Annotated in this window: 12 protein-coding genes; 5 read left to right on the top strand and 7 right to left on the bottom strand. The window is 67.4% G+C overall.

Annotated elements, in window-relative coordinates; genetic code table 11:
• Positions 1–47 precede the first annotated feature (47 nt).
• From MAA8898_RS11960 to MAA8898_RS11950, 3 genes are all read right to left on the bottom strand, one after another.
• Positions 48–1,793, bottom strand: coding sequence for a TRAP transporter large permease (locus MAA8898_RS11960; RefSeq protein WP_094021258.1), 1,746 nt, complete (start codon positions 1,791–1,793; stop codon positions 48–50).
• Positions 1,793–2,596, bottom strand: a complete 804-nt coding sequence (locus MAA8898_RS11955) for a TRAP transporter small permease subunit (protein ID WP_094021257.1) — start codon at positions 2,594–2,596, stop codon at positions 1,793–1,795. The genes MAA8898_RS11960 and MAA8898_RS11955 overlap by 1 nt, the downstream gene beginning before the upstream one ends.
• A gap of 158 nt (positions 2,597–2,754) precedes the next feature.
• A complete protein-coding gene (locus MAA8898_RS11950; protein WP_094021256.1) occupies positions 2,755–3,765 on the bottom strand; it encodes a TRAP transporter substrate-binding protein in 1,011 nt (336 codons plus the stop codon).
• 200 nt (positions 3,766–3,965) lie between these two features.
• Between MAA8898_RS11950 and MAA8898_RS11945 the strand changes: the two genes are divergently transcribed.
• Complete coding sequence (locus MAA8898_RS11945; protein ID WP_094021255.1) at positions 3,966–4,649, top strand: GntR family transcriptional regulator; 684 nt, start codon at positions 3,966–3,968, stop codon at positions 4,647–4,649.
• Positions 4,650–4,689: 40 nt separating this feature from the next.
• A complete protein-coding gene (locus MAA8898_RS11940) occupies positions 4,690–5,535 on the top strand; it encodes a fumarylacetoacetate hydrolase family protein (protein ID WP_094021254.1) in 846 nt (281 codons plus the stop codon).
• 127 nt (positions 5,536–5,662) lie between these two features.
• Here MAA8898_RS11940 and MAA8898_RS11935 read toward each other — a convergent pair whose 3' ends face one another.
• The 4 genes from MAA8898_RS11935 to MAA8898_RS11920 form a co-directional block, all read right to left on the bottom strand.
• Positions 5,663–6,415 (bottom strand): glucose 1-dehydrogenase, encoded by a 753-nt coding sequence (locus MAA8898_RS11935; RefSeq protein WP_094021253.1) that lies wholly within the window; start codon positions 6,413–6,415, stop codon positions 5,663–5,665.
• A 95-nt stretch (positions 6,416–6,510) separates the two neighbouring features.
• Entirely contained in the window at positions 6,511–7,566 is a 1,056-nt protein-coding gene (locus MAA8898_RS11930) for a transketolase family protein (protein WP_094021252.1), read from the bottom strand.
• A gap of 14 nt (positions 7,567–7,580) precedes the next feature.
• Positions 7,581–8,423: a transketolase gene (locus MAA8898_RS11925; RefSeq protein ID WP_094021251.1), complete on the bottom strand. Its 843-nt coding sequence runs from the start codon at positions 8,421–8,423 to the stop codon at positions 7,581–7,583.
• Positions 8,424–8,507: 84 nt separating this feature from the next.
• Positions 8,508–9,467, bottom strand: a complete 960-nt coding sequence (locus MAA8898_RS11920; protein WP_245853387.1) for a GlxA family transcriptional regulator — start codon at positions 9,465–9,467, stop codon at positions 8,508–8,510.
• A gap of 48 nt (positions 9,468–9,515) precedes the next feature.
• Between MAA8898_RS11920 and MAA8898_RS11915 the strand changes: the two genes are divergently transcribed.
• Genes MAA8898_RS11915 through bcoG form a run of 3 tightly spaced genes read left to right on the top strand, consistent with a single transcriptional unit; the run spans position 9,516 to position 13,744 of the window.
• Positions 9,516–10,676 carry an acyl-CoA dehydrogenase family protein gene (locus MAA8898_RS11915; protein WP_094021249.1) on the top strand — a complete coding sequence of 387 codons (1,161 nt, stop codon included), beginning with the start codon at positions 9,516–9,518 and terminating at the stop codon, positions 10,674–10,676.
• 55 nt (positions 10,677–10,731) lie between these two features.
• The gene (locus MAA8898_RS11910) at positions 10,732–12,843 is read left to right on the top strand and encodes an acetate--CoA ligase family protein (protein ID WP_094021248.1); all 2,112 of its coding nucleotides are present in this window, start codon (positions 10,732–10,734) and stop codon (positions 12,841–12,843) included.
• Positions 12,833–13,744: a 3-dehydrocarnitine:acetyl-CoA trimethylamine transferase BcoG gene (gene bcoG, locus MAA8898_RS11905; protein ID WP_094021247.1), complete on the top strand. Its 912-nt coding sequence runs from the start codon at positions 12,833–12,835 to the stop codon at positions 13,742–13,744. Before MAA8898_RS11910 ends, bcoG begins: the two co-directional genes overlap by 11 nt.
• Positions 13,745–13,756: the final 12 nt, after the last annotated feature.

The raw sequence follows: 13,756 nt of genomic DNA, 5'->3' as shown, positions 1-13,756 counted from the left end.
AGGGAGATCCGGACCGGCCCGCCAACGGCGGCCGGTCCGGGCAAGGCTCAGTCGAGGAAGAGCGTGATCATCGGCGGCCAGGCCAGCAGCACCGCCAGCGCACAGAGTTGCAGCGCGATGAAGGGCAGGAAGCCGCGGAAGATGTCGGTCAGCGAGATGTGTGGCGGGGCCACCGACTTGAGGTAGAAGGCGGCCGGACCGAACGGCGGCGACAGAAAGCTGACCTGCATGTTCATGCAGAACACCACGCCGAACCAGATCGGGATGTAGCGCGCATCGACATGGCCCAGCCAGCCGATCTCTTCGGCCGGAAGCCGTACGACGATGGGCAGGAACACCGGCATGACCAGCAGCACGATGCCGACCCAGTCCATGAACATGCCCATGATGAGAAAGATCACCATCATCACCAGGATGACGCCCATGGTCGGCATGTCGGCGCCGACGATCATGTTGGCCACGTACTGCGGGCCACCCGCCAGGGTGTAGGCCGCCGCAAGGGCCGCCGCGCCGATCGTCACCCAGATGATGGTGCCGGTCGACTTCAGCGTGCGCATCAGGCTGTCCCAGACGATGTCCCAGGTCATCTCGCGCCGCACCATGCCGATGACGAAGACCGCCACCGCGCCCATGCCGGCCGCCTCGGTGATGCCGGTGATGCCACCGTAGATCGACCCCAGCACCACGCCGATCACGATGATCGGCGCCACCAGGCCGCGGCCCATCGACCACGAGGTTTCGATCCGCGACTTGCCGAAGACGAAGACCAGCAACAGCAGCGCGAAGACCAGCGTGCCGCCCAGCCAGGGCAGGTCAGAGGTCATGCCCATGACGATCGGGTCGGTGCCTTCGCTCAGGTTGTTCTGCCCGGTCAGGGTGAAGTAGAGCGCCCGCAGGAACATCAGGGCAAAGAAACCTGAGAAGATGACGAAGAGGAAGGTCAGGAACAGCGTCCCCTTGGGCGCAAAGGTCAGCCACAGCAGCACGGCGGCAAAGACCAGGTTGACAAAGGCGCCGATCCAGCCGCCGCCCGCCGACACCGCCATGACGAAGTTCACCGCCGCCAGCACCAGCAGCAGGGCAAAGATCACCTTGGCCGGCAGGCTGGTGCCGAAGCCGCTGAAATCCTCGGGTTCCTTGGGCAGGGGGGCCTTTTCCGGGTTCAGACGGGTGGTGATGATGATGTAGAGGATGAAGAACGAGGCCAGCATGAAGCCGGGCAGGAACGACGCGGTGAACAGCGCCTTGATCGAGGTTTCGGTCACCAGCCCGTAGAAGATCAGCACGATCGACGGCGGGATCATGGTGCCCAGGCTGCCCGAGGCGCAGATGGTGCCGATGGCCAGGTTCTGGTTGTAGCCCAGCCGCAGCATCTGCGGCAGCGCGATCAGGCCCAGCAGGACCACTTCGCCGCCGATGATGCCGGACATGGCGGCCATGATGACGGCCATGACGCTCGTCACGATGGCGATGCCGCCGCGTGTCCGGCTGAGCCAGACGTTGAGCGAGGAATACATGTCGCGTGCGATGCCGGATCGTTCCAGCAGCGCCGCCATGAAGATGAACAACGGCACCGAGATCAGCACGTAGTTGGTCATCTGCCGGTAGACCGCCTGGCCCAGCACGTTGAACGGGCCCTGGCCCCAGGTGCGGAACAGCACGTCCACGTCGAACTTGAGCACCAGCGTCACGACGGCGAGGAAGGCCGAAGCAAAGCCGAGCGGCATCCCGATGGCCAGCAACGCGAACATCGCCAGCAGCAGGATGAGGGAGAGGGTGCCGATATCGACCATTACTTCTTGTCCTGTTCGAGGGTGCGGCGGATCAGCTCGATCTCGTGTTCGTCGATCTCGTCGGCCGGGCTGTGGTGTTCGGGGGCCTTGTTCCAGTCGGCGATCAGGTTCGACAGCGCCTGGATGGCCACCAGCAGGATGACGATCAGGATCATCGGCTTGACCGTGCCGGGCAGCGGCGGATCCCAGGCCGTGCCAAAGGTCTCCATCCGCAGCATCCGGCGCACTGCGTCGTTGTAGCCGCCGTAGATCAGGCAGGCGGTAAACACCCAGATCAGGAAGACCGACATGCAGTCCGAGGCCTTCTGCATCCAGCGGGGCATGATGTCATAGATGACGTAGATGCGGATGTGGCTGCGCTGCTGCATGGCGTAGAGACCCGCCAGCATGAACAGGAAGGCCGCGATCCACAGCGACAATTCGTTTGCCCACATGGTCGGTGCGTTGAAGGCATAGCGCGAGACGACCTCGTAGAACATGACGATCACCACGATGGCGATCGACAGCATGGCCAGGCGCGAGCAGACCAGCGACAGGATGTCGAAGGGGCCGGTGCGTTCGGGCTCGATCAGGCCACGGTCATCGCTGAGGTAGAGCGAGGCAAACAGCAGGGCGAGCGCGAAACTGATCAGCGTGACGATCACGATCGGCTTGCCCTGCGGGCGGATCATCTCGTGCATGCCGATGGAGGAGTTGAAGATCAGGTAGATCGAGAGGGCAATGGTCAGGCCAGAAAAGCCGATCATCGCGGCGCGGACCGGCTTTCTGAGCGATCCCAGCCAGACGCTGTGCTGCTGTTCCATGGACGGGTTCCCCGGTGTCGCGGATGGGTTGGCCAGCGGCGCCGGGACGGAACGCACCCGGAACCGGGCGCGCGGGCCGCGCGTGGGCGCTGCAGGTACAAAAACGGCGAGCCTCGCGAAAGGCTCGCCGCGTCGTCACGAGGCGACTAGCCCGGCAATCACTTGGCGACGAGGCCGAGGGCGCTCAGGTACTCTCGGTGGCTGGCGACAAGGGCGGCAGCCTCCGGGGTCTTGGCGGCCCAGCCGTCCCATGCCTTTTGCGCGGCCTTGCGGAAGTCGGCGCGGTCCTTTTCCGACCAGTTGTACAGCGTCACGCCCTTGGCGGTCAGCTCGGCCGCGGCTTCGGCGTTCTTCTTCTCGTTCGACAGGGCGGTGTGCAGCGTCAGCTTCTGCATCGCGGTGTCGATGATCCGGCGGTGCTTTTCGCTCAGGCCGTCCCAGATGTCCTTGTTGCAGGCCAGGTGGTCCGACGGCATCGAGTGGAAGCCGGGATAGGTGGCGTGCTTGACGATGTCATAGAGGCCCAGGCCCACGTTGTTGTACAGGCCCGAGGCGTCCGCGCCGTCGATGATGCCGGTTTCCAGCGCGGTGAAGATCTCGGTGAAGTCCATCACGATCGGGGTTGCGCCCAGCTCGGTGAAGATCTCGGTCTCGAGGCCCGGAGGCGAACGGAACTTCCAGCCCTTCAGGTCCTCGGGGCCGGCGAGCGGCTTGGACGAGGACAGCGATTCCTGGCCGTAGAGCCACCAGCCGATCAGCTGCATGTTCTGCGAGTTGTAGAGTTCCTGCGCGGCATCGTAGCCGCCGCCGTAGTACAGCCAGGAGATCTGCTGCCACGGGGTGTCGTAGCCGCCCATGATGTCGCCGACGAACTGGAACGCCGGGTTCTTGCCCGTCTGGTAGGCGCCACCGGTCATGTCGCAGTCGAGGATGCCGTTGATGGCAGCGTCGAAGGTCTCGGTCGTGGCGACGACGGAGGACGAATAGAACATCTCGATGGCGATCTCGCCGCCGGACATGGTCTGCACGTCGTCGATGAACATCGCCGCCAACTGGCCCGAGGGATGCTCGGAGGCATAGTGGGTCTGGATGCGCAGGGTCACGTCCTGCGCCTGAGCCGCGGATGCGGCAATGGCAACGGCGGCCGCCGTTGTCAGAAGATTCTTCATCTGTTCCTCCCTTCGACGGGTGGTCCCGCCGTTGTACGATCGGGGGTGAGCCCCCTGTGTGGGATGGTATGCCATCCGGTGAAGGCAAGCTAACCAAAGCCATGTCGACAGGCAAGGTTTTTTGGTATACCAAATCCCGCTCAGGGGACGCCGCCCGGGATCGCGGGAAAAACGGTTGCAAACCAGAGAGGTGGGGCCGGATGCCCGAGTCCAGCTTGCCGGACAAGATCGCGACGCAGCTGCGCAGGGACATTCTGCGCGGCGTGCTGCCGCCCGGCACCCCGGTGAAGGAGCGGGACCATGCCGCCGGCCTCGGCGTCAGCCGGACACCGCTGCGCGAGGCGATTCGAATCCTCGCCAAGGAGGGGCTGGTGCAGCTGCGCCCGGCGCGCTCGCCCATCGTGGCGCGGCCCAGCTTCGAGGAGGTGGCGTACAACATCGAGGTGATGTCGGCGCTGGAAGTGCTTTCGGCCCGGCTGGCCTGCGAACGGGCAAGTGACGAGCAGATCGACGAAATCGCCACAGTCGCCGAGCGGATGGAGCGCGAGTACGACGCGCTCGACATGCTGGACGTGTTCGAACTGGACATGGGGTTTCACCGCGCCATCGCCGCGGCCGCCGGCAACCCTGTGCTGGCCGAGATGCACCAGGCGCTGCTGGCGCGGCTGTGGCGGGCGCGCTACCTGTCGGCCAGCCGCAAACGCTCGCGTGATCGGGTGCTGAACCAGCACGCGCAGATCGTCGCCGCGTTGCGGGCGCGCGATGCCGTCGCCGTGGCGGCGCAGGTGCAGGCGCACCTGGATCACCTGCTGGTCAACGTGGCCGATTTCTTCGACACCGAGGCCGGCGGCAAGGAGCAGCCGGCCGCACCATCGCCGGACTGAGCATTCAAGAGAAGACCCTGGAAGAAGGATAGGGACAGAGATGAAACTGTTGCGTTTCGGAGCCGCGGGCCAGGAAAAGCCCGGCATGTTGGACAAGGATGGGCAGGTGCGCGACCTGTCCGCCCATGTGGCGGATTTCGCCGGAGAGGGCGTGTCGCTGGAGGCGCTGGACCGGATTCGGGCGTTGGACCTGTCCAGCCTGCCGGTGGTGGCCGAGCCGGGCCGGATCGGGTCCTGCCTTGCCTCGGTGCCGAATTTCTACTGCGTCGGGCTGAACTACGCCAAGCATGCCGCCGAGAGCAACATGGCGATCCCGGCCGAGCCGATCCTGTTCTCCAAGGCGACCTCGGCGCTGTCTGGTCCATTTGACCCGGTGGTGATCCCGCGCAACTCGGCCAAGGCCGACTGGGAGGTCGAACTGGGCGTGGTGATCGGCAAGGAGGCGCTTTACGTCTCCGAGGCCGACGCGCTGTCGCATGTGGCGGGTTACTGCGTGATCAACGACATGAGCGAGCGGGAATTCCAGCTGGAAAAGGGCGGCCAGTGGATCAAGGGCAAGTCGGCGCCGACCTTCGGTCCGACCGGCCCCTGGCTGGTGACGGCGGACGAGGTGCCCGATCCGCAGGCGCTGAAGCTGTCGCTCGACCTGAACGGCGCGACGGTGCAGGACAGCGATACATCGGACATGATCTTTGGCGTGGCGACGATCGTGTCCTACATGTCGCGCTTCATGAAGCTGGTGCCGGGTGACATCATCGCCACCGGCACGCCGTCGGGCGTGGGCATGGGGATGAAGCCGCAGCGGTTCCTGAAACCCGGCGACGTGATGGTGGTGCGGGTCGAAGGGCTGGGCGAGCAACGGCAGGAGGCGGTCGCGGCGTCCTGAGCCAGGAGGAAAGGCGTTTCGAAACGCCTTTCCCAAGCCCCTTGCAAGGGGCTTTGAAGCGGCTTCGAAGCCGCTTCAACCGTTTTCCCAAAACGGTTTGAAAGGGCCTTCGAAGGCCCTTTCCCGCTCAGTGGATCAGCGAGCCGCCATTCACGTCCACCTCGGAGCCGGTGACATAGGCCGCGAGGTCGGATGCGAGGAACAGGCAGCAGCCCGCCACGTCCGAGGCCTCGCCCGCGCGGGCCATCGGGATGCCGGCCAGGATCTGCTCCATCATTTCCGGCGTCAGCTTGCCCGCCGTGATGTCGGTGGCGATGAAGCCGGGGCAGACCGCGTTGGCGCGGATGCCATCGGGCGCCAGTTCGCGCGCCATGGCCTTGGTCAGCCCGAGGATGCCGGCCTTGGCCGCCGAGTAATGCGGTCCGCCGAAGATGCCGCCGCCGCGCTGCGCCGAGACCGACGAGATGTTGACGATGGCGCCGGACTTGCGTGACCGCATGTGCGGGATCAGCGCCTGGCTCATGTAGAGCGTGCCGCGCAGATTGACGTCGAGCACGGCGTCGTAGTTCTGCGGCTCGATCTGCATCAGCTTCAGCGGCTGGGTGATGCCGGCGTTGTTCACCAGGATGTCGACCTGGCCGAAGGCGGTGAGGGCGGCTTCGGCGGCTGCCTGGCAGGCCGCTTTGTCGGTGACATCGCAGGCCAGCCCGATGTGGCCCGTCCCGGGCAGGTCGGTCGCGGCCGCCTGGGCGGCTGCGGCGTCGAGGTCGAGGATGGCGACCCGCGCGCCGTGGTCGGCGAAGAGGCGCGCGGTGGCCTTGCCGAGGCCGCGGGGGCTGGCGGCGCCGGTGATGACGGCGATCTTGTCTTTCAAGAGCATTGGATTTCCTGTGGTTGGCCGGGGAGGGGGCGCTGCCCCCCGTTGCGTGCCGCAACTCCCCCCGAGGTATTTTTGAAACCAAAGAAGCCGGGGAGTCAGAGCCTCGATTTGACGCGGGCGGTGATGGATCTCACCGAGAGTCCATATTGATCGTGCAGGGTGGGCAGGGCGCCGGCGTCAAGGAATTCGTCGGGCAGTGCGATGGAGTGGAAGGCGGGGTGGATGCCCGCGCGCATCAGGTCCGCCGCGACCGCCTCACCCAGGCCGCCGACGATGGTATGGTTCTCCAGCGTCACGACGAGGCGGCCGGTCTTCGCCGCTTCGGCGCGGATGGTCGCGGTGTCGAGCGGCTTGATCGTCGGCACGTGCAGCACGGCGCAGTCCGTTCCGTCGGCCTTCAGCGCCTTGGCCGCATCCAGCGCGCGCATGGTCATGAAGCCGGTGGAGATGAACAGCACGTCGCTGCCGCCGTGGATCACCTGTGCCTTGCCCAGCTGAAAGCGATAGCCGTAGTCGCCCAGCACGTCCGGCACCTGGCCGCGCAGCAGGCGCATGTAGACCGGGCCGGGGTGGTCCGCGATGGCGTGGGTGGCCTGGGTGATGTCGGTCGCGCAGCAGGGGTCGACGATGGTCAGGTTCGGCATCCCGCGAAAGATGGCCAGGTCCTCGGTCGCCTGGTGCGAGGGGCCGTAGCCGGTGGTCAGGCCGGGCAGGGCGCAGACGATCTTGACCGGCAGGTTCTCCTCGGCGATCGCCATGAAGATGAAGTCGTAGGCGCGGCGCGAGGCAAAGACCGCGTAGGTGGTGGCGAAGGGGGTAAAGCCTTCTCGCGCCAGACCGGCGGCGGTGGAGATCATCACCTGCTCGGCCATGCCCATCTGGTAGAAACGGTCCGGGTAGGCCTTGGCGAAGACGTGCAGGTCGGTGTATTTCGACAGGTCGGCGGTCAGGCCGACGATGTCGTCGCGGGTTTTTGCGAGGTCGCACAGCGCCTGTCCGAAGGGCGCAGCCACGGTCTGCCGGCCCTCCGCGTCCAAGGAGGCGATCATGGCGGAGGTGGTCAGGCGCTCGCCGCTTTCGGTGACGGGGACGCGGCGGGCGGTGTATTTCGACTTGCGGCGCGAGGTGGCGCCGATGGGGGCTTCTTGCATGGCGGCTCTCCGGCTCAGGCGGGAATGTCGGCGTCGAGGAGGGCGATGGCGCGGGCCCATTCCTCGGGTGCGACGCGCACGAAGTGGGTGATCTCGCGCTCTTCGAGAAAGGGCACGCCCTTGCACATCTGGGTGCGGCAGATGATGACGCGCGGGCGCGGCTCGGCCAATTGGCGGGCGGTGTCGAAGGCCGCCACCAGCGCGTCCAGATCGTTGCCGTCGACCTCCTGCGCGTGCCAGCCGAAGGCCGCCCACTTGGGTGCCTCGGCGCCCTGCGCCAGCGCCTGCGTCGTCGGCCCGTCGGCCTGCTGGTCGTTGAAATCGACGATGCAGATCAGGTTGTCGAGGTGATGCGCGCGGGCGGCCATGACCGCCTCCCAGGTCGATCCTTCGCCCAGCTCGCCGTCCGACATCATGTTGTAGACGAAGGCGGGGTTGCCCTTGCGCTTCAGCCCCAGGCAGGCGCCGACGGCGATGCCGAGGCCGTGGCCCAGCGAGCCGCCGGTGATCTCCATCCCCGGCGTATAGGCCGCCATGCCCGACATGGGCATCCGGCTGTCGTCCATGCCGTAGGTCTCGAGCTCGGACTCGGGCAGGATGCCGGCCTCGATCATCGCGGAATAGAGCGCGATGGCGTAGTGGCCGATCGACAGGTAAAAGCGGTCGCGCCCCTCCCAGTCAGGCTCGCCCGGACGGTATTTCAGCGCGTGGAAATGGCTGACGGCCAGCACGTCGGCGACGCCGAGCGCCTGCCCGATGTAGCCCTGGCCCTGGACCTCGGCCATGCGCAAGGCCAGCCGCCGGATCGACCAGGCGCGGCGGGCGAGGCTCACGTTGGAGCCCGCTTGGACAGTCATCGTGTCCCTCCTCCCATTCTGATATATCAGTTGGTGCGCCTTGTATCACCGCGAACCCGCGCCGGGGCAAGAGCGAAGGTGACGTCAGGGGAGTTTGCGCAGGTCGCGCGGGGTGGTGCCAAAGGCCGCGCGAAAGGCGCGGGTCAGGGCCGAGGCGTCCTCGTAGCCGCAGCGGGTCGCGATCTCGCTGACTGACAGGCGGGTCTGTTCCACCAGCCGCCGCGCCGCGTTCAGCCGCAGGGCGCGGTAGGTGGCGCCCGGTCCGCGCCCCAGGACAGCGCCGAAGTGGCGCTCCAGCGCGCGGGGCGTGACGTGCAGGCGGCGGGCGATGGCGGCGACGGGCAAGGGTGCCTCGACGTGGCGGCGCATGATCGACACCGCCGCCTCGACCAGCTGGTCCTCGCCCAGGCGGGGCGGCATGTCCCGCGGTTCGGGCCGCTCGCCGTGCATGAAGAGCGCGGCCACCTCCAGCCGCAACAGCGGGCCGTGATGGCGGCCGATCAGGTCCAGCATCAGTTCCAGCGCGGTGGTGCCGCCGCCGCAGCTGAGGATGTCGCCGTCATGCACCACCCGTTCGGGCCGCGCCTCGACCTCGGGAAAGGTCTCGGCGAAGCGGTCCAACTCGTCCCAGTGCAGCGTGGCGCGCCGCCCGTCCAGCAGGCCCGCCGAGGCCATCAGCCAGCTGCCCATGTCCAGCCCGACCAGCGTGCGAAACCGTTTGCGCGCCGCGCGCAGGGCGCGCAGGGTGGCGGGGGTGGCCAGCCCGTCGGTCCCATAGCTGGGCAGCAGCAGCAGGTAGTCGCCCCCCGTGTGACGCGCCAGGCTTTCCTCGGGCGTGACCGGCAGGCCGGAGGAGGAGGTCAGCGTGTCGCGCGTCAGGCCCAGGTATTGCCAGCTGTAGAGCGGCTTGCGCGACAGCGTGTTGGCGGCGCGCAGCGGCTCGACCGCGTTGGCAAGGCAGAGATTCGAGAACGACGGAAACAGCAGCAGCGCGACCGAGCGTGTCGCATCGGGCATGGTTCGGGGGGCGTTCTGCACGGTCATGCCGGGCGATGTACCCTTAAGTGACGCGGCAAGGCAAGGGAGCGCGTGATGCAGTTCGGATTGAGCGAAGAGCAGGAGATGATCGTCTCGACGGTGCGCAGCTTTGTCGAGAACGAGATCTACCCGCATGAGGCCGAGGTCGAGCGCACCGGCGAGGTGCCGCCGGGGCTAGGCGAGGAGATCAAGCGCAAGGTGATCGAGCTGGGCTTTTACGCCTGCAACTTTCCCGAGGAGGTCGGCGGCGCGGGGCTGTCGCATCTCGACTTTACACTGGTCGAGCGGGAGCTGGGGCGGGGCAGCATGGCGCTGACGCATTTCTTTGGCCGGCCGCAGAACATCCTGATGGCCTGCGAGGGCGAGCAGCGCGAGCGTTACCTGCTGCCCGCCGTGCGGGGCGAGCGGATGGATGCGCTGGCGATGACCGAACCGGGGGCCGGGTCCGACGTGCGCGGCATGAAATGCGCGGCGGTGCGGCAGGGCGGCGACTGGGTGGTGAACGGCACCAAGCATTTCATCTCCGGCGCCGATCACGCGGATTTCTTCATCGTCTTCATCGCCACGGGTATCGACGACACGCCGAAAGGCCCGAAAAAGCGCATCACCTGTTTCCTGGTGGATCGCGGCCACCCCGGATTCGTGGTGCGCGACGGCTATCGCTCGGTCTCGCACCGGGGGTACAAGAACTGCATCCTGGAATTCACCGACTGCCGCCTGCCGGACGCGCAGGTGCTGGGCCAGGTGGACGGCGGGTTCGACGTGATGAACACCTGGCTCTACGCGACCCGGCTGACGGTGGCGGCCTTCAGTATCGGTCGGGCGCGGCGCTGTTTCGACCTGGCCGTGGACTACGCCGCGCAGCGCGAGCAGTTTGGCCAGGCCATCGCCAAGTTCCAGGGTGTCAGTTTTCAGGTGGCCGACATGGTGACCGAGATCGACGCCGCCGACTGGCTGACCCTTGCCGCCGCCTGGCGGCTGGACCAGGGGCTGCCCGCCAACCGCGAGATCGCCTCGGCCAAGCTCTATGCCACCGAGATGCTGGCGCGGGTGACCGACACCTCCTTGCAGATTTTCGGCGGCATGGGGCTGATGGACGATTTCCCGATCGAACGCTTTTGGCGCGACGCGCGGGTGGAACGGATCTGGGACGGCACCAGCGAGATCCAGCGCCACATCATCAGCCGGGAGATCTTCCGGCCGCTGGGGGCGTGATGGCGTCGGGGGCGGTGGGTTGGAAACCCACCCTACCGGGGCGGGTAGGGCGGTCATGAGTCGGCTGGGTCGCCTGCTGAACCCACGCTCCATCGCCGTGATCGGGGGCGGCGCATGGTGCGCAAACGTGATCCGCGAGTGCCGAAAGTTCGGGTTTGACGGCGCGGTCTGGCCGGTACACCCGTCACGCGCCGAGATCGGCGGCGCGCCGTGCTTCGCCTCGATCGAGGCGCTGCCCGAGGCGCCGGACGCGAGTTTCATCGGCATCAACCGAGAGGCGACTATCGAGGCGGTGGCTGCCCTGGCGGCGCGTGGTGCGGGGGGGGCAGTCTGCTTTGCCTCGGGTTTTGCCGAGGCGCAGGCGGAACTGGCGGATGGCGGAGCCTTGCAGGACCGCCTGCTGGCATCGGCGGGCGATATGCCGCTGCTGGGGCCGAACTGTTACGGTTTCCTGAATGCGCTGGGGCGGGTGGCCCTGTGGCCGGACCAGCATGGGCTGGTGCCTGTGACGCGCGGCGTGGCGATCCTGTCGCAAAGCTCGAACGTGGCGTTGAACCTGACGATGCAGCGGCGCGGCCTGCCGATTGCCTTTGTGGGCACGGCCGGCAACCAGGCGCAGGTCGACCTGTCGGCGCTGGGCATGGCGCTGCTGGAGGACGAGCGGATCACAGCGCTGGGGCTCTATATCGAGGGCATCCGCGATGTGCGCGGCTTCGAGGCGCTGGCGGCGCGGGCGCGGGCGCTGGGCAAGCGGATCGTGGCGCTGAAGCTGGGGGCGTCGGAGCAGGCCAACGCTGCGGCGGTGTCGCACACCGCCTCGCTGACCGGGAGTGACGCAGGCGCGCGCGCCTTCCTGCGGCGGATCGGGATCGCGCAGGTATCGTCCTTGGGCGCCTTGCTGGAGACCCTGAAGATCCTGCATGTGGCCGGGCCGTTGCGGTCGGGCCGGCTGGTGTCGGCGTCATGTTCTGGCGGCGAGGCAAGCCTGATGGCGGATTCGGCGCTGCGCCACGCGGTGGTGTTTCCTCCGTTGGTCGCGGCGCAGCGCGGGGCCTTGAGAGAGGCCCTGGGGCCCAGGGTGGCGCTGGCCAACCCGCTGGATTACCACACCTATATCTGGGGCAATGTCGCGGCGATGCGGGCCTGTTTCGCCGGGCTGATGGCGGGCGAGGACATCGGCCTCGGCATCGTGGTGCTGGATTTCCCGCGCGGCGACCGCTGTTCGGCGGCCGACTGGGACCCGGTGATCGAGGCCATGGCGGGGGTGCAGGCAGAGGCGCCCCTGGCGGTGCTGTCGAGCCTGGTGGAGACGCTGCCCGAGGACGTGGCGGCACGGCTGGTCGATCTGGGGATCGTGCCGCTGTGCGACATTCCCGCCGCCTTGGAGGCGGTTGCAGCGGCGGCCTTCCTGGGGCAGGAGGTTGCCCCGCTGCCGGTGCTGGTGGCGGAGAAGGTGGGGGCGCTGCCCCCGTCGCCTGCGGCAACTCCCCCGGGATATTTCGGGACCAAAGATGCCATGGGCGTGGTCGCGGAAGGCGAGGCCAAGGCGCTGTTGCGGGCGCATGGGCTGGTCGTGCCGCGCCTTGTGCGCTGTGCCACGCCGGAGGCGGCGGCGCAGGCGGCGGCCGGGATCGGCTTTCCGGTGGTGCTGAAGGGTGAGGGCTTTGCCCACAAGAGCGAGGCCGGGGCGGTGAAGCTGGGCCTTGGCTCGGCGGCAGAGGTTCTGGCCGCGGCAGAGGCCATGGGCGCGCGGGGCTATCTGGTCGAGGAGATGGTGACTGGCGCGGTGGCGGAACTGCTGGTGGGCGTGCTGCGCGACCCGGCGCATGGATTCGTGCTGACGCTGGGGGCGGGCGGGGTCTGGACCGAGATCCTTCAGGACACAGTGACGCTGATGCTGCCGGTGACGGATGAGGACCTGCGCCAGGCGCTGGCCCGGCTGCGCATCGCGCCTCTGCTGTCGGGGTATCGCGGCGCGGCCGCGGCGGATATGGAAGCGATCGTGCAGGCTGTGCTTGCGGTGCAGGGGTTTGTCACCGACCATGCCGCGCAGGTCGAGGAAGTCGAGGTCAACCCGCTGCTCTGCGCGCCCGGGCGCGCGGTTGCGGTGGATGCGCTGATCCGCTTGCGAACAATCGAAGACAAGGGAGAAGAAGATGCCGCTTGAGATGAACCGCGAGGTTTTCATCACCTGTGCCGTGACCGGATCGGGCGGGACGCAGGACCGCAGCCCGCATGTGCCGCGCTCACCGAAACAGATCGCCGAGAGCGCGATTGCCGCGGCCAAGGCGGGGGCCGCCGTCGTGCATTGCCACGTGCGCGACCCCGAGACCGGCAAGCCATCGCGCCGGCTGGACTATTACCGCGAGGTGACGGACCGGATCCGTGACGCCGAGGTCGACGTGGTGCTGAACCTGACCGCCGGCATGGGCGGCGACATCATCTTTGGCCCGACCTCCGCGCCTCTGCCGCTCCGCGAGGCGGGCACCGACATGGTGGGTGCCGAGGAGCGCGTGGCCCATGTGGCTGAATGTTTGCCGGAAATCTGCACGCTGGACTGCGGCACGATGAACTTTGCCGAAGCAGATTATGTCATGACCAACACGCCGGGCATGTTGCGCGACATGGGGGCGCGGATGACCGCACTGGGGGTCAAGCCGGAGATCGAGGCCTTTGACACCGGGCACCTGTGGTTTGCCAAGCAGCTGGTGGAAGAAGGCGTGCTGGAAGGCCCGGCGCTGGTGCAGCTGTGCATGGGCGTGCCCTGGGGCGCGCCGGACGACATCAACACGTTCATGGCCATGGTGAACAACGTGCCGAAGGAGTGGTGTTTCAGCGCCTTTGCGCTGGGGCGTAACCAGATGGCCTACGTGGCGGCGGCCGTGCTGGCGGGCGGCAACGTGCGCGTCGGGCTGGAGGACAACCTGTGGCTTGACAAGGGCGTGCTGGCGACCAATGCGCAGCTGGTGGACCGCGCGGTGGGCATCATCGAACGGCTGGGGGCGCGGGTGATCGGCCCCGCCGAGGTCCGCGAGAAACTGGGACTGGTCAAGCGCGCGCCGGTGTGAGCGCGCCAAAGG

Source organism: Antarctobacter aquimaris, assembly GCF_900184945.1.
Lineage (GTDB): Bacteria > Pseudomonadota > Alphaproteobacteria > Rhodobacterales > Rhodobacteraceae > Maliponia > Maliponia aquimaris.
Note: the sequence above shows the minus strand (reverse complement) of the source record. Positions and strands in the feature narration are given on the sequence as shown.